We start from the raw sequence: 19,141 nt of genomic DNA on the forward strand, positions 1-19,141 counted from the left end.
GCGCCTGCAAGGCGCGCCTTTTTCAACAGCAGAGGCTGGCGATCAACCCCAGTTGACCGCGATAATTTCGTAAGCCTTGGAGCCGCCGGGCGCAACGACTTCGATACTGTCGCCGGCTTCCTTGCCAATCATGGCGCGGGCAATCGGCGAGGAAATCGAGATACGGCCAGCCTTCACATCGGCTTCCTGATCACCGACGATCTGGTAGACCTTTTCCTCGTCGGTATCCTCATCCACCAGCTTGACGGTGGCGCCGAACTTGATTTTCGAGCCGGACATTTTCGACAGATCGATGACTTCCGCGCGCGCAGTCAGATCTTCGAGTTCGGAGACCCGGCCTTCATTATGGCTCTGGGCTTCCTTGGCGGCATGATATTCGGCATTTTCCGAAAGGTCGCCATGGGCGCGCGCTTCGGCAATGGCCTCAATGATCCGAGGACGTTCTTCTTGCTGACGCCAGCGCAGTTCCTCCTGAAGCTTGGAGAATCCGTTCTGCGTCATCGGTACCTTATCAACCATGTCCTCTTCCTTCACCTTTCATGCCCGCATGGCGTGGCCATGAAAATAAAACAGGTTCCGAAGCAAAGCCACGGAACCAGCCACATATCCAACTCGTGACATTATAGCAGACTGTAACAGTCAATTTCCAGAGATTTCGAATGGACGTATTTTCAATCTGCCCATCCGGCACGACCATCCAGCCGCAAACCATATCACCGCGCTGATATAAGGTTCCAGATGTCGTTAACAAGGGCAATGGCGACAAGCCACATCGCAATCGAAATCGCGAAGACCAGAAGCAGGTATTTCATCCTTGGGGTCATTATCTCTGCCGTTTGTCGCCGGTTCTTGCTGGCGAGTCTAACCGATGATTCGGGTCCGGTGCGGATTAACCTTCGGTCAAGGATAGGATTTTGTAAACGGCGAGGCGAAGTGTGTCCCGCTTTGTACCATGCGGTCATCCGTTTATCGATGGGGTGGCCGAAGCGATCACCATGGTTCGATTTTATAGTCGCCGTCCGGCGGTATATTGGGCGGTCGGTAGGGGCCTGCCATTGGATGGCCATTCAGCCGGTCGATGACGGATTGATGGATGAGACTGCCCGCCTCGATATAGCGAGGGTCGCAGAGCGGCAGATACCAGCCTTTGGGCGGCCGGTGACGCCAGGAGGAAAACGGCACGCGTCGTGGAACGATCTCCAGCGGCAGCCAGCCCCATGTCATGGAATCATGGAGCGGGGCCAGCGGATCAAGCTTCACGCGGTCATTGTCGTTGCGTTCGCCATAGACGATGTCACGCACCCTGTCTTCATCGTAATCCAGGCCGAACGGCCTGCTTTCGGCGATCATCCAGGCCAGCGGAATCTTGGCCGTGGCGCTTTGGGCTTCGCTATAGCCGCCGCCGACATCGCCATGCGAGCCGGCAAACCAGACCTGCTTGAAATTCTGCGGCTTGATCTTCTGCGGGTCCTGTGGCTTGAACGGGCCGCCCCAGAACTCCTGATCGGCCTTCCAGTAGACCGGCCGGAACATCGTGCGCCGCTCATCGATCGCCAGCGCCTGACGGACCGTGGCCACGCTGGGATTGCGGGTCGTGAAAGGGAAGGTCTGGAAGGTGAGACCTCTCTGCGTCTGATTGATCACCGTCGATACGGTGTCGAACAGGCCAAGAAAGGCAATCGCTGGACGGCAGCCGCGCAACGTGCGCTCATAAAGACGCATGGCGGCAAAGGCGGATGGCGGGGAATGGCTGAGGACGTCAGCCGTTTCGCTATGCTGCTCCCCTTCCGGAATGGTTTTATAAGTCCGGTAGGCGTAGTCCACCAGGTTGAGAAAATTCGGTGCGATGATGCCGAGACTATTGATGAAACCGGCCAGAACCCTGGCGCTATAGGCGCCGCGGCTGAAACCGAGGATATAGATCCTGTCGTCCTCGCCAATCTTATTGCCATCATCGCCGCGCGGTGCGGCCCGGTAGTTTTCAACGAGAAACCGGTAGGCGCGCTTGACGTTGCGGTCGAGCCCCCAGCCTGTCGCCAAGCCCCAGACTTCCGCGGATTTGCGCGCAAATCGTAGCCAGTCGTCTTCTGCGCCGAAGGTGCCGACGCCCGGTTCATAATAGACCAATTGTTCGTCGCTGCGGGTCAGGCAGCCAAGCAGCCTGACCATATTGGTCCGGCTGGCTGAAATCTCGTTCGACGTGCCGTCAAATAGAATGACGATGTTTTTGCCCACGCTGCCCCCTCGCCAGATCGAGGGTTTTTCATAGCATCATCAGGGTGGTGCGGCATCCCTGGCTTTTGAAGGGTCAGGCGAAAAGCCTCACCCTTCGACCGCAGACGGTCAGCAGCGATTATTGGGCGGGCTATCAGAAATAGCTTTGCAGCGGGCGGACTTCCAACTGGCCCTTTTTCAGTGCCTCAATGGCTTCGGCGGCGGCAAGCGCACCGGCCATCGTGGTGTAATAGGGCACTTTCTGCATCAGAGCGGCGCGGCGTAGCGATTTGCTGTCCGAGATCGCCTTGTTGCTGTCGGTGGTGTTGATCACCAGCTGGACCTGCCGGTTGCGGATGGCGTCCTCGATATGCGGACGGCCTTCCAGAACCTTGTTGATCTTGACCGCTTCGATGCCTTGCTCTGCAAGGAAGCGCTGGGTGCCACCGGTGGCCAGAACCTTGAAGCCGATGGAGGTCAACAGCTTGATGGCGGGCAGAACGCGGACCTTGTCCTCATCGCGCACTGACACGAACACCGCGCCATCGCGGGGAAGCTCGACGCTGGCGCCGAGCTGGCTCTTGGCGAAGGCCAGAGCAAAGCTGGTGTCGAGGCCGATCACTTCGCCGGTCGAGCGCATTTCCGGGCCGAGCAGCGTATCGACACCGGGGAAGCGGGCAAACGGGAACACGGCTTCCTTGACGGCGATATGCTTCAAGTTGCGCGGATCGGGCTTGGCGCCGTAAGCGGCAATTGCCGCATCCAGCTTTTCACCGGCCATGATCCGGGCAGCAATCTTGGCTATCGGCGCGCCGATGGTCTTGGCGACGAACGGCACGGTACGCGAGGCGCGTGGATTGACTTCCAGCACGTAGATCACGCCATCCTTGATGGCATATTGCACATTCATCAACCCGCCGACATGCAGCGCCTTGGCCATGGCGGCTGTCTGGCGTTCCAGTTCGTCAAGGGTTTCCTTGCTCAGCGAGCGCGATGGCAGCGAGCAGGCGCTGTCGCCGGAATGGATGCCCGCCTCTTCGATATGCTCCATGATGCCGGAGACGAAGACGCTTTCGCCGTCGCACAGCGCATCGACATCCACTTCGATAGCATTGGTCAGATAGCTGTCGAACAGCAGCGGGTTCTTGCCGAGCAGCGTGTTGATCTGGCCGGTCTTGTCATTCGGGTAGCGCTGCTTGATATCCTCAGGCACCAGGCCTGGCACGGTATCCAGCAGGTAGCTCTGCAACATGCTCTCATTGTGGATGATCTGCATGGCCCGGCCGCCCAGCACGTAGGACGGACGCACGACCAGCGGGAAGCCGATTTCAGAGGCGACAAGGCGCGCCTGCTCGACCGAATAGGCGATGCCGTTGTTGGGCTGGTTGAGGTCGAGCTTCATCAAGAGCTTCTGGAACCGGTCGCGGTCTTCGGCCAGATCGATCATGTCAGGCGCGGTGCCGAGAATCGGGATACCGTTCTTTTCCAGGGCCTCGGCCAGTTTCAACGGGGTCTGGCCGCCAAACTGTACGATGACGCCGACCACTTCACCCTTTTCCTGCTCGGCGCGCAGGATTTCGATGACGTCTTCCGCCGTCAGCGGCTCGAAATACAGGCGGTCGGAGGTGTCGTAGTCGGTAGAGACGGTTTCCGGGTTGCAGTTGATCATGATCGCTTCAAAACCGGCATCCTTCAGGGCGAAGGCGGCATGGCAGCAGCAATAGTCGAACTCGATGCCCTGGCCGATGCGGTTCGGACCACCGCCGAGGATGACGATTTTCTTGCGATCCGACACTTGCGCTTCCGAGCGCAGCGCGCCGACGAACGGCGTCTCATAGGTCGAATACATGTAAGCCGTGGGTGACGCGAATTCGGCAGCGCAGGTGTCGATGCGCTTGAAGACCGGGCGGACGTTGAGGCCGTTGCGCAGCTCGGCCACTTCCTTTGGACGCTTGCCCGACAGGCTGGCAAGGCGCGCATCGGAAAAGCCCTTGGCTTTCAGCATCCGCAGGTTTTCAGCGTCTTCGGGCAGGCCATGCTCGCGGATGCGGGCTTCCAGATCGGTGATTGCCTTCAGCTGGGCGATGAACCACGGATCGATCTTGCAGCCTTCATGCACTTCGGCTTCCGACATGCCGAGCCGCAATGCCTGAGCAACCATGCGCAGCCGGTCCGGGGTCGGCGTGCCGATGGCGGCGCGGATGGCGTTCTTGTCGTCGCCCTGACCAAGGCCGGGGATCTCGATTTCGTCCAGACCGGTCAGGCCGGTTTCCAGGCCACGCAGCGCCTTTTGCAAGGATTCGGCAAAGGTGCGGCCAATCGCCATGACTTCGCCGACCGACTTCATCGCGGTGGTCAGTGTTGGTGCGGCGCCGGGGAATTTTTCGAAGGCAAAGCGCGGGATCTTGGTGACGACATAGTCGATCGACGGTTCGAAGGAGGCAGGCGTTGCGCCACCGGTAATGTCATTGTCCAACTCGTCCAGCGTATAGCCGACCGCCAGCTTGGCGGCGACCTTGGCAATCGGGAAGCCGGTCGCCTTGGAGGCAAGCGCCGACGAGCGCGACACGCGCGGGTTCATCTCGATGACGACGAGGCGACCATCCTTGGGGTTGACCGCAAACTGCACGTTGGAGCCGCCGGTCTCGACGCCGATTTCGCGCAGCACCGCAATCGAGGCGTTGCGCATCATCTGGTATTCCTTGTCCGTCAGCGTCAGGGCCGGGGCAACGGTGATGCTGTCGCCGGTATGGACGCCCATCGGATCGATATTTTCGATGGAGCAGATGATGATGCAATTGTCCGCCTTGTCGCGGACCACTTCCATTTCATATTCCTTCCAGCCCAGCACCGATTCCTCGATCAGCACTTCGGTGGTTGGCGAGGCATCGAGGCCGGAGCCGATGATTTCGAAGAATTCCGAGCGGTTATAGGCAATGCCGCCGCCGGTGCCGCCCATGGTAAAGGAGGGGCGGATGATGGCAGGCAGTCCGACGACGTCGAGCGCCTGGGCAGCCACCGCCATCGCGTGGTTCATATAGCGCTGCTTGCGATCAGTTTCGCCAAGGTTCCACTGGTTTTCCAAATCGTCCAGCGCTGTATCGAGTTCGGCGCCGGAAAGCCGGGCCTTCACCTCGTTACGGGCGATTTCATGGGTCTTGCGGTCGGCGTCCTTGATTTCGGTGGCATTGGCCAGCATGGATTTTGGCGTCTCAAGGCCGATGCGGGCCATGGCTTCCCGAAACAGGGCGCGGTCTTCGGCCATGTCGATGGCAGCGGGCTTGGCGCCGATCATCTCGACATTATAGCGATCCAGCACGCCCATGCGCTTCAAGGAGAGCGCGGTGTTCAAGGCCGTCTGTCCGCCCATGGTTGGCAGCAGCGCATCCGGGCGTTCCTTGGCGATGATCTTGGCGACCACTTCCGGCGTGATCGGCTCGACATACGTTGCGTCGGCAAGGCCCGGATCGGTCATGATGGTCGCCGGGTTGGAATTGACCAGGATGACCCGGTAGCCTTCTTCCTTCAGCGCCTTACAGGCCTGGGTGCCGGAATAATCGAATTCGCATGCCTGGCCGATGACAATCGGTCCAGCGCCGATGATGAGGATGGATTTAATGTCTTGGCGCTTTGGCATGTCTCTATCCGATCTCTTCACCTGCGCGAAAAACCGGCCAAGGTGAGGGGCATCACCGGTCGGGCGCAGATCCATGGTATTTCAGGCTAGAAGCGGCTTATAGGGAATTGTGGCGATCAGCGGAACCCCCGTTTTCGCTTTTTCTACGGATAAGTGAAGGGCGGGCGCGGCGGCGATGTGGTCCTGCAATTTCCCCCGGAACATTACAGTGAGAAATGGACCGGTTTGTCACATGCCATTTGTGTGGGCGCTGTAGGAAACCTGTTCGGTTTCAAAGGAGATGGCCCTCATGCCGCAGACGCAACTGTCGTCCGACCTCATTCGTTTCTCTGCTGTTGGCCGCCCCGGGCCATCGAAACATCTCGGCATCCGTTTCGATGCGGAAGGCAACTTCCTACCCGAACCGGGCAACACCATTGTCTGCCATCTTCGCGAAGGAAGTGAAAGCCAGAAGGCGATTGTCGCCTTGCAGGAGCGCTACAAGCAAATGTCCGAGGCTGACCATCTGGCCGTTACCCCTGCCTCCAGCCTGCATATGACCCTGTTTCAGGGCATTATCGAACATCGGCGCACCGCCGGTTTCTGGCCAAAGGATCTGCCGCTGGATGCGCCAATCGACGACATGACGGAAATCCTCGCGCAGCGGCTGACACATTTTGCGCCCGGACCGGATTTTCGCATGAAGATTGCCCGGATGGTGCCGACGGGGCTAAGACTTGAGCCGGTGGGCGAGGCGGATCGCCGGGCCTTGGCGCAGTGGCGCGACAGGCTGGCGGATCTGTTCGGCTATCGCCATCCCGACCACGAAAGTTATGAGTTTCATATCACCTTTGCCTATGTCGTCAGGCCATTTTCCGAGGCGGCTCTTTTTCAGTGGCAGGCCATGCTGGAGGCGGCGCGAGAAGAACTCCTGGAGCAATTTGAGGATATAGCCCTTGATCCTCCGGCTTTCTGTGCCTTTAACGATATGAAGCATTTCGAAGAACTGATCGTATTGCAGCGTAACATCGACTGAAAAAAATGACTGCTAAGAAATACGATATTGTATCGTTTCGCATCGGAGCAATCTGAAACCCTGTTGCCTTTTCCGGATCGATGCGATGGGATTGTTATGCTTTTCGCAAACATAGCCTGCCGCTGTTTTGCGACATCCCAATGCGTCTTTGTTGTCGGATTTTTTTAGAAATTCTCAACGAGACGATTGTTTAACTATTTGATCCCATGGGAATTTATGGGAAACGGGCATCGTCTTCGACCATTTCCCCTGGCTGCACCGTTTTAGTGGCGCCTTCAAGGCAAATGGCATTTTTTAACGCTCTGTCAGGGTTGCAAAATTGGCTATCGACTTGCAACGGCAAGGCGTGCAGCCTGACTTTCGTCATGTCCTTTGCTGGTTCTGGCAGATGCCAGGGGCTGGTTCTGGCAGATGCCAGGGACATGACAGCAGATTTTAAAAATCCAAGGTATTTTCATGAGACATTTTTTTATCCATCGTGTTTGCGCATCTAAAACCGTTTCACACTTTTCCTGGAAATGCTCTGGCTGGGGCCTATTTGCCCAGGCAACCGATATGAGCCAGGAGACCTGCCCATGATTACCGTCCATTATCTGGAGCATTCCAGGGCGCACCGCATTCTCTGGCTGCTGGAAGAGCTGGGTTTGTCTTATGAGGTGAAAACCTACAAGCGCGGCGCCGATATGCATGCACCGGCGGCGTTGAAGGCCGTGCATCCGCTGGGAAAATCGCCTGTCATCGAAGACAATGGCCGGATCTTCGCCGAAAGCGGCGCCATTATCGAATATCTGATCGACACCTATGGCGCCGATACCAATGGCAAGACGGTTTTGCGTCCGGCACCGGGCAGCGTCGCTTTCCTGCGTTACCGTTACTGGCTGCATTATGCCGAAGGCTCGGCCATGCCCCTGTTGGTGATGAAACTGGTATTCACAAGGCTGTCCCGGCAAATGCCATTTCTGTTGCGAGGAGTGGCTAAGCGGATTTCCGATGGCGTTTGCGGCAAGATGATCGATCCGCAGATCGGTGAACATCTGGCTTTCTGGCAGGCAGAATTGCGCAAGGATGGCTATTTTGCCGGTCCTGACTTTACCGCTGCGGATATCGCCATGAGCTTCCCGGTGGAATCGGTGCTGTCGATTTCCGGCGATACCGGCGATGTTTCCACACTGCGCGCCTATCTTTCCACAATCCGCGCCAGGCCGGCCTATCAGCGCGCCCTGCAACGTGGCGGAGCTTATATGTTCGCCAAGACCTGATCGCGCTGTTTTCCATCCCCCAGTGTTTGGAACACTGTTTTGCTTAAAAGTGTTTGGAACACTGTTGAGCTTAGGAGTGTTTGGAACACTGTTGGGCTCAAGCCGTTACCAGCCTGCCGCCGGTGCTGTTGCACGGCGGCTGTTTTTGCTGAACATGTGCGTTCTGCATATGCGGCTGGGGAGAGAACCGATGGAACTGGATGGGCGTCGTCAGTCCGAAAATCTCGAGGATGTCAGGGGTGCATCAGGCGGCGGTGGCTTCGGTCGGCGCGGCATCCGGCTGCCGCTTGGCGGTGGTGGGCGGGGTTTGAGTTTTTCGACCATCATCATTCTGGTGCTGATCTATTTCGGTCTTCGCCTGATGGGCATCGATATGTTGCAATTGCTTGAGGAGGGCAGTGGGTCCGCGCCGTCTTCGCAGCAGCAGCAGGTCAGCGACACGCCAGAACAGGCAGAAATGAAAGTATTCGTGAGCCGCGTGCTGGCGTCTACCGAGGATGTCTGGACCACAGCATTTCAAGAGCGCGGCGCGACCTATGAAATGCCAAAGCTGCGGCTGTTTTCTGGTCAATATCCCTCTGCCTGTGGCGCAGCCTCTGCGGCGACCGGGCCTTTCTACTGCCCTGGAGATCGCCGTATCTATCTCGATACCGCGTTTTTCACGGAGCTATCCAAGCGGTTCCAGGCCTCCGGCGATTTTGCCCAGGCCTATGTTATTGCCCATGAGGTCGGACATCATGTGCAGAACCTGACCGGCATCCTGCCGAAATTCAACCAGATGCGCAGCTCAATGAGTGCCGCCGACGCCAACCGGATGTCGGTTCGCGTCGAATTGCAGGCCGATTGCTTCGCCGGGATCTGGGGCCGGAAGGCCGATCAGCAGGGATTGCTCTCGGCGGGCGATCTGCAGGAGGCAATGAACGCCGCCCGGCAGATCGGCGACGATACGATTCAAAAGCGGTCCCAGGGCTATGTTGTGCCTGAGAGCTTCAACCACGGCTCCGCCGCACAGCGGATGGCATGGTTCAAGAAAGGCTATGACCAGGGCCGGATGGATGCCTGCGACACCTTTTCCGGCCCGATTTGATGGCGGTTACTTCTCGCTGTCCAGATGCGCCATTTGCGCCTCTGCATAGCGGGAACCGGCGGCGCTGCCCTTGGGGACTGCTGTTTCAAGGGCGGCGATATCCTCCTGTGAAAGGGTGAGGTTGAGTGCGCCGAGAGATTCAGAAAGCCTGTCGCGGCGGCGGGCACCAATCAGCGGCACGATGTCGTCGCCCTTGGCCAGCACCCAGGCAATGGCGGCTTGCGCTGTGGTCATGCCTTTTGAGGTCGCGACCTGTGTCAGGGCTTCGACGAGGGCCAGATTGTGGTCGGCATTCTCGCCCTGGAAGCGTGGCGAATGGGCGCGGAAATCGGTTGGCGCTGTCGGTGCGGTCCAGTTGCCGCTGATCAGCCCGCGCGACAGAACGCCATAGGCGGTAATGCCGATGCCAAGTTCCCGGCAGGTTGGCAGGATACTGTCCTCGATGCCACGCGAGATCAGCGAATATTCGATTTGCAGGTCAACGATCGGATGGACGCTTGCCGCCCGCCGGATCGTATCTGCGCCGACTTCCGACAGGCCGATATGGCTGACATACCCGGCCTGGACCATCTCTGCGATGGCACCGATGGTTTCTTCAATCGGCACATTGGGATCGAGCCGGGACGGGCGGTAAATGTCGATATGGTCGGTGCCCAACCGTTGCAATGTGTAAGCCAGCGCCGTCTTTACGGCCGATGGACGTGCATCGTACCCGATCCAGCCGCCTGCAGGGTCGCGCTGAGCGCCAAATTTGACGCTGATCTGCACTTTGTCGCGCAGGCCGCCCTTCAACCCTTCTCCAATAAGCATTTCATTATGGCCCATGCCGTAGAAGTCGCCGGTATCGATCAGCGTTACCCCGGCATCGATGGCGGCGTGCAGGGTGGCGAGGCTTTCCGTGCGGTCGGAAGGCCCATACATGCCCGACATGCCCATGCATCCCAATCCAAGGCGCGAGGTCTGAGGGCCGGATTTTCCAAGTTTTACCGTTTGCATATCCAGTTTCCTTTTCTGCTGTCTGTCTGAAAACAGGTTTACGCTGTTTGGCTTTGTGCGATAATCCTATTTATTCCGTATGTGTTGTTTGGATTTATGCACAATGAGCGATCTACCGCTGGCCGATCTCGATGCCTTCGCCACCATTGCCCGGTTGAGAAACTTCCGGGCAGCCGGAAAGTTGCGCGGCGTTTCGGCCTCGTCGCTGAGCGAGGCGATGCGGCGGCTGGAGGCGCGGGTTGGCGTGCGGCTGCTGAACCGCACCACCCGCAGCGTGACCCTCACCGATGCCGGAGCGCGGCTGTTGGAACGGTTATCGCCGACGCTGGCCGATATCGAACTGGCGCTTGACGATATCAACCAGTTTCGCGAGCGCCCCTTCGGACGGTTGCGGCTCAATGTGCCTGGTATCGTCGCCCGGTGTGTGCTGCCGCCTGTTGTCAACGGCTTTCTGGCCGCCTATCCGGATATTCTGCTGGAGGTGATGGTCAATGACGCTTTGATCGACGTGCTGGCCGAAGGCTGCGATGCGGGCATCCGCTATGAAGAGGCGCTGCATCAGGACATGATCGCGGTTCCCATCGGCCCGCGCCGCCAGCGCTATGTTTGCGTGGCTGCACCGTCTTATCTTGCGCAGTATGGCAGACCGGAATGTCCGCGCGACCTGATCCATCACCGCTCCATTCTGCATCGCTTCAACAGTGGCCGGGTGAATGAATGGCATTTCGAACGCGAGGGCGAGGCGATCAATGTCTCCCCGCCACCCCGGCTGATCGCCGAGACGGTCGATCTGGAACTGGCCGCGGTGCGGGCCGGACTTGGCATGATGCGCACATTCGAGGACTTCGTGATCGAGGATTTGAATGCCGGACGGCTGGAGCGGGTGCTGACCGATTGGGAGGACGAGTTTTCCGGTCCCTTCCTCTATTATCACAGCCGTCGCCACATGCCCGTACCCCTGCGGGTCTTCGTCGATTATATCCGCCAGCATGGCGATCCCGGTTGATCGCTCATCAACAACCGTGATGGGACGACGAGTTTTTCTGAAGCATCTGCTTATGTCTTGAAAACGTCACGGCTTTGACGTACCGAGGCAATTGCATATTATTTCCTCACACAGCTCGGCGGTTGAGAAGAGAATATGCATAGCAGCTGACCTGTATGCGCCATGTCCGGTATACGATGCTGAAACCCCGCCGCTCGTCCAGCCTGACTGGAAGCGGCTTTTTTTCGTTTTGGAAGTTCTCATGACTTATGCCTCGTCCCAGCGCCTTGGCGCGCCCATTGAAAGCTGGCTTAGCCATGTTCGCGCCACGCTGGCGCTGGGTATTCCCCTGGCGGGTGCGCAACTGGCGCAACTGGCAATCCACACGACCGATGTGGTGATTGTCGGCCGTCTGGGAGCCGAATCGCTGGCGGCTTTGGTGCTGGCCGGGCAGTTTTTCTTCACGGTGTTTATTTTCGGTTCGGGCTTTTCCATCGCGGTTATGCCGATGGTGGCCAATGCCTATGGCAAGGGCGATGTGCGCCTGGCCCGTCGCTCCATTCGCATGGGTTTGTGGGTGTCGCTCGCCTATAGCGTGGTGACCTGGCCGCTCTTCCATTACTCGCGTGATGTGCTGCTGGCCCTGGGGCAGGTGCCGCAGGTGGTCGAGCTTGCCTCGAGCTATATCCGCATCATGTGGCTGAGCTTGCCTGTCGCGCTGATGTTTGCGGTGATGCGGGCGCTGGTCAGCGCCATCGGGCGGGCGCAGATCGTTCTATATATCACCATCGCTACCTTGCTGCTGAATGCTGCCCTGGCTTACTGCATTGTGCTGGGCCATTTTGGTTTTCCGGCTTTCGGCATTCTGGGGGCTGCCTGGGTGGCGGTTTCGGTCAATGTCTTCGCCATGATCGCCATGGGTCTTTATCTGCATTTCAACAGCGTCACCCGGAAATACGAATTGTTCGTGCGCTTCTGGCGGCCCGATTGGGATGCACTGCGCGATGTGATCAAGCTTGGCCTGCCGATTGGCGTGACGGTGCTGGCTGAAGTCAGTCTGTTTACGGCTGCCTCCCTGCTGATGGGCAGCATTGGCACGATTGAGCTGGCCGCGCATGGCATTGCCCTGCAATTGGCCTCCATCGCCTTCATGATCCCGCTGGGGCTGGCGCAGGCCGCCACCGTGCGGATTGGTGTCGCCCATGGGCGCGGTGATTTTACCGATGTGGTACGGGCCTCCATCACGGTTGTCTGCATGGCAGCCCTGATCTCGGTGATCGGCGGGTTGCTGTTCTTCTTTTTCTCCAATGAATTGAGCGGAATGTTTCTCGACCGGGGCCGGGGCGATGCGGCGGCGGTGCTGGATTATGCAGCGCCGCTGGTGGTGGTCGCCGGTATTTTCCAGCTGGTGGATGGCATGCAGGCGGTTGCCACCGGGCTGCTGCGCGGCCTGAAGGATGCCAGCGTACCGATGGTCCTGGCGCTGATTTCCTATTGGCCAATTGGTTTCGGCCTGGCCTGGTTCATGGCGTTTCCCTTGGGGATGGGCGGTCTTGGCGTCTGGTTCGGTTTCCTGATCGGGCTTTCCAGCGCCGCCGTCATGATGGGGCTGCGGTTCTGGCTGCGGCTTCGCCACGAAATGCGGATGATGAACCGGTAAAGCCGTTCTACCCATATGATAAGGCTCTGCATGAGAATCAAATAAGCCGACCAAGTGATTGGTCGGCTTATGTTTTTCATCGGCTATTATCTGCGGTTCAGCGCTCGGCCAAAGCCGGTTCGCCCTTCTTCTCGCGCACCATGTTGATGAAGCGGCGGAACAGATAGTGGCTGTCCTGCGGGCCGGGGGAGGCTTCCGGGTGGTGCTGGACGGAAAACACTGGCTTGCCGGTCAGGCGCAGGCCGCAATTGGTGTTGTCGAACAGCGAAATATGAGTCTCTTCAACGCCTTCCGGCAGGGACTTCGAATCCACCGCGAAGCCGTGGTTCATCGAGACGATCTCCACCTTGCCGGTGGTGAAATCCTTGACCGGATGGTTAGCGCCGTGATGGCCCTGATGCATCTTCTCGGTCTTGGCGCCCAGCGCCAGACCCAGCATCTGATGGCCAAGGCAAATGCCAAACAGCGGAATATCGGTGTTGATCAATTCCTTGATGACCGGCACGGCGTATTCGCCGGTTGCAGCCGGATCGCCGGGGCCATTGGAGAGGAAAATGCCATCGGGCGACAAGGCCAGGATATCTTCGGCGCTGGTATTGGCAGGAACGACCGTGACCTTGCATTTCAGGCCGGTAAACAGCCGCAGGATATTGCGCTTCACGCCGAAATCCACGCAGACGACGTGATAATCGGCATCCTTGTCAGCCAGTTCGGAAAAGCCCTCGTTCCACACCCATGGCTTTTCACCCCAGGTGGAGGACTGGCCGGAGGAGGCGACCTTGGCAAGATCAAGACCTTCCAGCCCGCTCCAGGCCTTGGCCTTGGCCTTCAGCGCCTCAATGTCGAAATTGCCGTTCGGGTCATGAGCGATGACGGCGTTCGGCGCACCGTTTTCGCGAATCCAGGCGGTCAGCGCCCGCGTATCGACGCCGGACAGGCCGATCATGCCGCGTGCTTTCAACCAGGCATCGAGGTGCTTGGTGGCACGGAAATTGGATGGTTCGGTGATATCGGCCTTGAAGATCACCCCAACCGCGCCATGGCGGGCAGCGGGCGTCAGGTCTTCAATGTCTTCCTCATTGGTGCCGACATTGCCGATATGGGGAAAGGTGAAGGTAACGATCTGGCCGAGATAGGAGGGGTCGGTAAGGATTTCCTCATAGCCGGTCAGCGCGGTGTTGAAGCACACCTCGGCCTGAACATCGCCGGTGGCGCCGACGCCCTGACCTTCGATGACGGTGCCGTCAGCCAGAACCAGAAGTGCTGTCGGCTTGGTTGTTGTCCAAGCTGCGGTGGGCAATGGCGATGTTGCGGTCATATCCGTTCCTTTTCCAGCCGCTTGCCCCGGCCGATGCAAACCGGCGGCGCGTGGCTATCTTTGTGTGCCAGTATCTAGTTGTGCCAAGGGTCCTCGCGCAGCAAGAGGATGCGCGTGCGGGAACCTGATGTCGATGTCTGTGCAGGCGATGGTACATAGACGAGAAGCGTGGGCCGGGTCAATTGTTCCTCAGGTAAAAGAGGTGTTTTCCCTTGAAGTCTTGAAACACCCCCGCATTGCGCGGAGCCTCCGGGAGGGGTATCACCACGCCTGAAGCGAGCCACGGTGCCGTTTGAACGGCGGCCAGGGGCTCCACAGTCACCCAAGGAGATGAAGACATGCTACGCGAGGATCTGACGACTGCACTGAAGGAAGCGATGAAAGCCAAGGACAGCCGTCGGCTTTCCACCATCCGCCTGGTGCAATCGGCCATCAAGGACCGCGATATCGCCAATCGCGGCGAGGGCAAGGCCGAGGCCAGCGACGACGACATCCTTCAGCTGATGGCCAAGCTGGTGAAGCAGCGTGAGGAATCGGCCAAGATCTACGAAGACAATGCCCGCCCCGAGCTTGCCGCCCAGGAGCGCGAGGAAGTGGCGATCATCAAGGCCTTCATGCCCGAGCAGATGGATGACGATAAAGTCCGCGAAGCGATTTCCGGCATCATCACCGAAATCAGCGCCGAAGGCGTGCGCGACATGGGCAAGGTGATGGCCGCTTTGAAAGAACGCTATGCTGGCCAGATGGATTTCGCCAAGGCCTCCGGCGTGGTGAAAGAGCTTTTGACCAAGTAAGGCCGAAGTCGCCGTATACAGCGTCGTGCGCCATAGATGGCGCACGACGGGTCGCTAAAGCGCTTTATATCTATGGCAGCTTCTCGCTTTCTTTATTCTGCGGCGAGTGGCGCAGCGTCGTGTGGCAATGCGCCGATAGCGGCAAACAGTGCCTCGTCCTCACCTATTCCGGCATTGGGCGTGGTCAGCAGCGTATCGCCGTAGAAGACTGAATTGGCACCGGAGACCAGGCAGAGGATTTGCGCTTCCCTGTTTAGCGTCGAGCGCCCGGCCGACAGGCGAACCGTGGATCTCGGCATGACGATCCTTGTCGCCGCCACCATGCGCACCAGTTCCAGCGGATCGATACGCGGCATGGCGGCAAGCGGCGTCCCCTCCACAGGCACCAGCGCATTGATCGGGACGCTTTCGGGATGCGGGCGCATGGATGCGAGGACCTGGAGCATGGAGGCGCGATCACGGATGGTTTCGCCCATGCCAATAATCCCGCCGCAACAGAGGTCGATGCCGAAAGAGCGGACGATGGACAGGGTTTCCAGCCGGTCTGCATAGCTGCGGGTGGTGATGATCTCGCCATAAAATTCCGGACTGGTGTCCAGATTATGGTTGTAAGCCGTCAATCCGGCCTTGGCCAGTTGCTCAGCCTGATGCTTTTCCAGCATGCCAAGCGTTACGCAGGCTTCCATGCCGAGATCGCGAACGCCGCGCACCATGGTCAGTACCGCGTCAAACTCCTTGCCATCGCGCACCTGCCGCCACGCAGCGCCCATGCAGAAGCGCTCGGCACCGGCATCCTTCGCCCGTTTTGCAAGCGCCAGCACGCCGTCTGGTTGCATGAGGCGATCCTTCGTCAGCTTCACCTCCCGGTGATGGGCCGATTGCGGGCAATAGGCACAGTCCTCGGGGCAGCCGCCGGTCTTGATCGACAGCAGGCTTGCCTTCTGCACGGCATTCGGGTCGTGGTGACGGCCATGGACGGCGTTGGCATGGCCGATCAATTCCAGAAGGGGTAGATTGTGAAGGGTGACGATCTCTTCCACGCTCCAGTCATGGCGAATTTCGCCCGCCGCCCCACTCATTGCTCCGTCTCCTGCTGGCGTTTTGCCTTTGGTGGCCACTGGCTGGCGATCAGCGCCGCAAGCACACATTTCACCACGTCACCACCCAGAAAGGGCAGGAGGCCAACGGTCAGCAATGTCGCGGCAGGAACGAAGAAGGCAAGCCAGGCGAGGCCTGCGGCATAGACCAATGCCAGACCGGCAAAGCTGGCGACAAGGCGCATCGCCAGCCCGCGTCCATGACCGATCAAGCCGGTCAACCACGCCGCAAGCCAGTATCCGGTAAGATAGCCGCCAGTTGGCCCCATCATATAGGCAAGCCCGATGCCGCGTTCCGGCGAGCCGGAAAACACGGGCGCACCAACAGCACCGACGGCCAGATAGGTGGTGAAGATGGTCAGCGACATCTGCGGCCCAAGCATCAGCGCGAACGCCATCACCGCAAAGGTATGCAGTGTCATGGGGACCGGCCAGAAGGGGATCTGCACCTTGGCCGCCAAGGTCATCAACAGCACGCCGACGGAAATAATGATTATTTTATCGATAAAAATATAAAGCGCACTCTTATTGGTTCGAGAAAGAAGGGAAATGTCCATGTCGTCTCCAATTTTTATGTCTATTTTGAAAAATTATCGATAAAATATCGAGCCTGGGCTTGTTGTCAATCCCAACGCTTGCTCCTTGGGAGTCGTTGGCTCATTTTGAGGCCCGGGGATTTCCCTCATTTTGGGCTGGGAATTCCCTTAATACTGGGCCAAAGGCCGGAAAGGGACTGCAGACGTTGGAGCATGGAGGGCGCAAAGGGGAAGCACATGTGAATAGCGGGTACATCCCATGAAAGCCGTGGCGCTTGCCTTTCATACCTCCTATATAACCAGATCATTCCTCAAGGTTGCCCAATGCGCTTTTCAAACGACTTTCTCGACGAGATCCGCGACCGCGTGCCGATTTCGGCCGTGATTGGCGCGCGCGTGCCGTGGGATCGCAAGAAAACCAACGTGTCGCGCGGCGATTACTGGGCCTGCTGCCCGTTTCATGGCGAAAAAAGCCCAAGCTTTCACTGTGAGGATCGCAAGGGCCGTTACCATTGCTTCGGCTGCGGTGTGTCCGGCGATCACTTTCGCTTCCTGACCGATCTGGAAGGCCTGAACTTTCCGGAAGCCGTCGAGCGGATTGCCGACATGGCCGGTATCGCCATGCCCAAGGTGGATGTGCGCGACATAGAGCGTGAGCGCGAGCGCACCAGCCTTCAGGACGTCATGGAAATGGCCACCCTGTTTTTCCAGGACCAGTTGCAAGCAGCCCAGGGCGCCAAGGCCCGGGCCTACCTGCGGGAGCGCGGGCTTTCGGGCCGCACCATCGAGACCTTCCGGCTGGGCTATGCACCGGAAAGCCGCAATGCGCTGAAGGAACATCTGGCTGGTAAAGGCGTGCCGAAGGAGCAGATTGAGGCCTGCGGGCTGGTGGTGCATGGGCCGGATATTCCGGTTTCCTACGACCGTTTCCGTGACCGGATCATGTTTCCGATTCTGTCTTCCCGCGACAAGGTGATTGCCTTTGGCGGACGGGCGATGTCGCCGGATGCGCCAGCCAAATATCTCAATTCCAACGAGACGGAACTGTTTCACAAGGGCAATGTGCTCTATAATTTTTCCCGTGCCCGACGGACGCTTCAGGGCGCCGATGGAGCAGAGACGATCATAGCCGTGGAAGGCTATATGGATGTGATCGCGCTCTATCAAGCGGGTGTCGAAAATGCCGTTGCGCCACTCGGCACGGCGCTGACCGAAAATCAGCTGGAGCTGATGTGGAAAATGACGCCGCAGCCGGTCCTGTGTTTCGATGGCGACGGTGCCGGGCAGCGGGCGGCGTTTCGCGCTGTCGATCTTGCGCTGCCGCATCTGAAGCCCGGCAAGAGCGTCCGCTTTGCCATGCTGCCGGATGGCAAGGACCCTGACGATCTGGTCAAGCAGGATGGCCGTGCGCCTTTTGACAGGGTGCTGGCCGAGGCTCGCTCTCTGGATGAAATGGTCTGGGTGCGCGAGACCGGCCAGGGCCGGTTTGACACGCCGGAGCAGCGTGCCGAGCTGGAGGCGCGGTTAAAGCAGATCGTCAATATCATTGCTGATGAGAATGTGCGCCGCCACTATCAGCAGAATGTCCGCGACCGACTCTATGGGTTCTTCCAGGGGCAGGGGACGGCTCGCGCCGGGCGCGGTAATTTTGAGCGGGGTGGTGGTGGCTTTGCCGGCAACCGGCCCGGCAATGGCCGTTTTCAAAACGGGGCGGGTGGACGCGGCGGGCCGGGTGGCCAGCGTCCCGGCAGCACGGTGGCCTCCGACCGGCTGACGCGGTCGGGCATGGTCAGCCGCAGCCACGACCAGCCCAGCCTGCGCGAAAGCGTGCTGGCGCTGACCATCGTCAATCATCCGCAATTGTTGCAGGAGGATTATGACGAGATTTCCTGCATCGATTTCGACAGCCGTGATCTGCAAAGGCTTTGGCCAGCAGTACTGACTGCGGTTGCGCAAACCGGGGCGCAGCTGACCCGCGAAGATCTGTCCGAACGGCTGACGGCAAGTGGCTTCGATACGCTGCTAAAAGCGTTGGACCAGCAGATCCGCAATGCCAGACTGTGGACGGCAACCACGGTGGCCGCGCTGGAAGACGCCCGCGAAGGCTATACCCAGGCGCTTTCCCTGCATAAGCGCGCTAAGGCGCTGCGCCGCCAGCGTATCGAGTTGGAACGCGAGATTGCCGAAGCCACCGAGGCTGATGATGCCGGACGGATCGATGGACTGATGTCGGTTTTGCAGGAAGTGCAGCTGGAAATCGTTCGGATGGAGAACCAGGAAGCGATCATCGATGGCTTCGGCGTGATGTCGGGCCGCGTCAAGGGACCGGCCTATGGTCACAATTCATAACGGTTTTGCAAGCTTTGTTATGGCAGATACCGAACGCGCCCCTTGTATCGGCGGCGTGAGTGCCTAAATTTCAGTTCAAACCGGGTGAAGTTCCTGAGATCGAGGCCGTGCCTGTCCCGAAAGGATGTTCCAAAAGGACAGGTTAATGACGTGACGATTGAATGGCTCCCTGCCACGTGTGGCGCGTGTGGAGG

Annotated in this window: 14 protein-coding genes; 7 read left to right on the forward strand and 7 right to left on the reverse strand. The window is 58.9% G+C overall.

Annotated elements, in window-relative coordinates; all coding sequences use genetic code 11:
* Positions 1 to 42: 42 nt before the first annotated feature.
* The 3 genes from greA to carB form a co-directional block, all read right to left on the reverse strand.
* On the reverse strand, positions 43 to 519 hold the full coding sequence (gene greA, locus V6582_RS16625; RefSeq protein ID WP_156630974.1) for a transcription elongation factor GreA: 477 nt from the start codon (positions 517 to 519) through the stop codon (positions 43 to 45).
* Between the two features lie 471 nt (positions 520 to 990).
* On the reverse strand, positions 991 to 2,235 hold the full coding sequence (locus V6582_RS16630; RefSeq protein WP_337739190.1) for a DUF2235 domain-containing protein: 1,245 nt from the start codon (positions 2,233 to 2,235) through the stop codon (positions 991 to 993).
* 133 nt (positions 2,236 to 2,368) lie between these two features.
* Positions 2,369 to 5,851 carry a carbamoyl-phosphate synthase large subunit gene (carB, locus tag V6582_RS16635; protein WP_156630975.1) on the reverse strand — a complete coding sequence of 1,161 codons (3,483 nt, stop codon included), beginning with the start codon at positions 5,849 to 5,851 and terminating at the stop codon, positions 2,369 to 2,371.
* A gap of 289 nt (positions 5,852 to 6,140) precedes the next feature.
* Here carB and V6582_RS16640 point away from each other — a divergent pair, with 289 nt between their 5' ends.
* The 3 genes from V6582_RS16640 to ypfJ all read left to right on the forward strand — a co-directional run bounded on the left by V6582_RS16640 (position 6,141) and on the right by ypfJ (position 9,212).
* Positions 6,141 to 6,866 (forward strand): DUF1868 domain-containing protein, encoded by a 726-nt coding sequence (locus V6582_RS16640; protein WP_197434316.1) that lies wholly within the window; start codon positions 6,141 to 6,143, stop codon positions 6,864 to 6,866.
* A 575-nt stretch (positions 6,867 to 7,441) separates the two neighbouring features.
* Complete coding sequence (locus tag V6582_RS16645) at positions 7,442 to 8,125, forward strand: glutathione S-transferase family protein (protein WP_156630977.1); 684 nt, start codon at positions 7,442 to 7,444, stop codon at positions 8,123 to 8,125.
* 190 nt (positions 8,126 to 8,315) lie between these two features.
* Positions 8,316 to 9,212 carry a KPN_02809 family neutral zinc metallopeptidase gene (gene ypfJ / locus V6582_RS16650; RefSeq protein WP_156631010.1) on the forward strand — a complete coding sequence of 299 codons (897 nt, stop codon included), beginning with the start codon at positions 8,316 to 8,318 and terminating at the stop codon, positions 9,210 to 9,212.
* 6 nt (positions 9,213 to 9,218) lie between these two features.
* On the opposite strand, the gene V6582_RS16655 is transcribed toward ypfJ, so the two are convergent.
* Complete coding sequence (locus tag V6582_RS16655; RefSeq protein ID WP_156630978.1) at positions 9,219 to 10,208, reverse strand: aldo/keto reductase; 990 nt, start codon at positions 10,206 to 10,208, stop codon at positions 9,219 to 9,221.
* Between the two features lie 103 nt (positions 10,209 to 10,311).
* Here V6582_RS16655 and V6582_RS16660 point away from each other — a divergent pair, with 103 nt between their 5' ends.
* A complete protein-coding gene (locus V6582_RS16660) occupies positions 10,312 to 11,214 on the forward strand; it encodes a LysR family transcriptional regulator (RefSeq protein ID WP_156630979.1) in 903 nt (300 codons plus the stop codon).
* 241 nt (positions 11,215 to 11,455) lie between these two features.
* Positions 11,456 to 12,853 carry an MATE family efflux transporter gene (locus V6582_RS16665; RefSeq protein ID WP_156630980.1) on the forward strand — a complete coding sequence of 466 codons (1,398 nt, stop codon included), beginning with the start codon at positions 11,456 to 11,458 and terminating at the stop codon, positions 12,851 to 12,853.
* Between the two features lie 97 nt (positions 12,854 to 12,950).
* Here V6582_RS16665 and carA read toward each other — a convergent pair whose 3' ends face one another.
* Positions 12,951 to 14,171, reverse strand: coding sequence for a glutamine-hydrolyzing carbamoyl-phosphate synthase small subunit (gene carA, locus V6582_RS16670; RefSeq protein ID WP_070164242.1), 1,221 nt, complete (start codon positions 14,169 to 14,171; stop codon positions 12,951 to 12,953).
* 338 nt (positions 14,172 to 14,509) lie between these two features.
* On the opposite strand from carA, the gene V6582_RS16675 reads away from it, so the two are divergent.
* On the forward strand, positions 14,510 to 14,965 hold the full coding sequence (locus V6582_RS16675; protein WP_060719796.1) for a GatB/YqeY domain-containing protein: 456 nt from the start codon (positions 14,510 to 14,512) through the stop codon (positions 14,963 to 14,965).
* A 92-nt stretch (positions 14,966 to 15,057) separates the two neighbouring features.
* On the opposite strand, the gene bioB is transcribed toward V6582_RS16675, so the two are convergent.
* Both bioB and V6582_RS16685 read right to left on the reverse strand, forming a co-directional pair.
* Positions 15,058 to 16,044: a biotin synthase BioB gene (gene bioB / locus V6582_RS16680; RefSeq protein WP_156630981.1), complete on the reverse strand. Its 987-nt coding sequence runs from the start codon at positions 16,042 to 16,044 to the stop codon at positions 15,058 to 15,060.
* Positions 16,041 to 16,619 carry a biotin transporter BioY gene (locus V6582_RS16685; RefSeq protein ID WP_156630982.1) on the reverse strand — a complete coding sequence of 193 codons (579 nt, stop codon included), beginning with the start codon at positions 16,617 to 16,619 and terminating at the stop codon, positions 16,041 to 16,043. Before V6582_RS16685 ends, bioB begins: the two co-directional genes overlap by 4 nt.
* Positions 16,620 to 16,922: 303 nt before the next feature.
* Here V6582_RS16685 and dnaG point away from each other — a divergent pair, with 303 nt between their 5' ends.
* A complete protein-coding gene (dnaG, locus tag V6582_RS16690; RefSeq protein WP_156630983.1) occupies positions 16,923 to 18,947 on the forward strand; it encodes a DNA primase in 2,025 nt (674 codons plus the stop codon).
* Positions 18,948 to 19,141: the final 194 nt, after the last annotated feature.

Source organism: Agrobacterium vitis, assembly GCF_037039395.1.
GTDB classification, from domain to species: domain Bacteria; phylum Pseudomonadota; class Alphaproteobacteria; order Rhizobiales; family Rhizobiaceae; genus Allorhizobium; species Allorhizobium vitis_E.

What these genes read in the sequence shown, in the direction of transcription:
- greA (WP_156630974.1), bottom strand. Translation starts at nt 519, where the DNA reads ATGGTTGATAAGGTACCGATGACGCAGAACGGATTCTCCAAGCTTCAG.
- dnaG (WP_156630983.1), top strand. Translation starts at nt 16,923, where the DNA reads ATGCGCTTTTCAAACGACTTTCTCGACGAGATCCGCGACCGCGTGCCG.
- V6582_RS16645 (WP_156630977.1), top strand. Translation starts at nt 7,442, where the DNA reads ATGATTACCGTCCATTATCTGGAGCATTCCAGGGCGCACCGCATTCTC.
- ypfJ (WP_156631010.1), top strand. Translation starts at nt 8,316, where the DNA reads ATGGAACTGGATGGGCGTCGTCAGTCCGAAAATCTCGAGGATGTCAGG.
- carA (WP_070164242.1), bottom strand. Translation starts at nt 14,171, where the DNA reads ATGACCGCAACATCGCCATTGCCCACCGCAGCTTGGACAACAACCAAG.
- V6582_RS16675 (WP_060719796.1), top strand. Translation starts at nt 14,510, where the DNA reads ATGCTACGCGAGGATCTGACGACTGCACTGAAGGAAGCGATGAAAGCC.
- V6582_RS16660 (WP_156630979.1), top strand. Translation starts at nt 10,312, where the DNA reads ATGAGCGATCTACCGCTGGCCGATCTCGATGCCTTCGCCACCATTGCC.
- carB (WP_156630975.1), bottom strand. Translation starts at nt 5,851, where the DNA reads ATGCCAAAGCGCCAAGACATTAAATCCATCCTCATCATCGGCGCTGGA.
- V6582_RS16640 (WP_197434316.1), top strand. Translation starts at nt 6,141, where the DNA reads ATGCCGCAGACGCAACTGTCGTCCGACCTCATTCGTTTCTCTGCTGTT.
- bioB (WP_156630981.1), bottom strand. Translation starts at nt 16,044, where the DNA reads ATGAGTGGGGCGGCGGGCGAAATTCGCCATGACTGGAGCGTGGAAGAG.
- V6582_RS16665 (WP_156630980.1), top strand. Translation starts at nt 11,456, where the DNA reads ATGACTTATGCCTCGTCCCAGCGCCTTGGCGCGCCCATTGAAAGCTGG.
- V6582_RS16685 (WP_156630982.1), bottom strand. Translation starts at nt 16,619, where the DNA reads ATGGACATTTCCCTTCTTTCTCGAACCAATAAGAGTGCGCTTTATATT.
- V6582_RS16655 (WP_156630978.1), bottom strand. Translation starts at nt 10,208, where the DNA reads ATGCAAACGGTAAAACTTGGAAAATCCGGCCCTCAGACCTCGCGCCTT.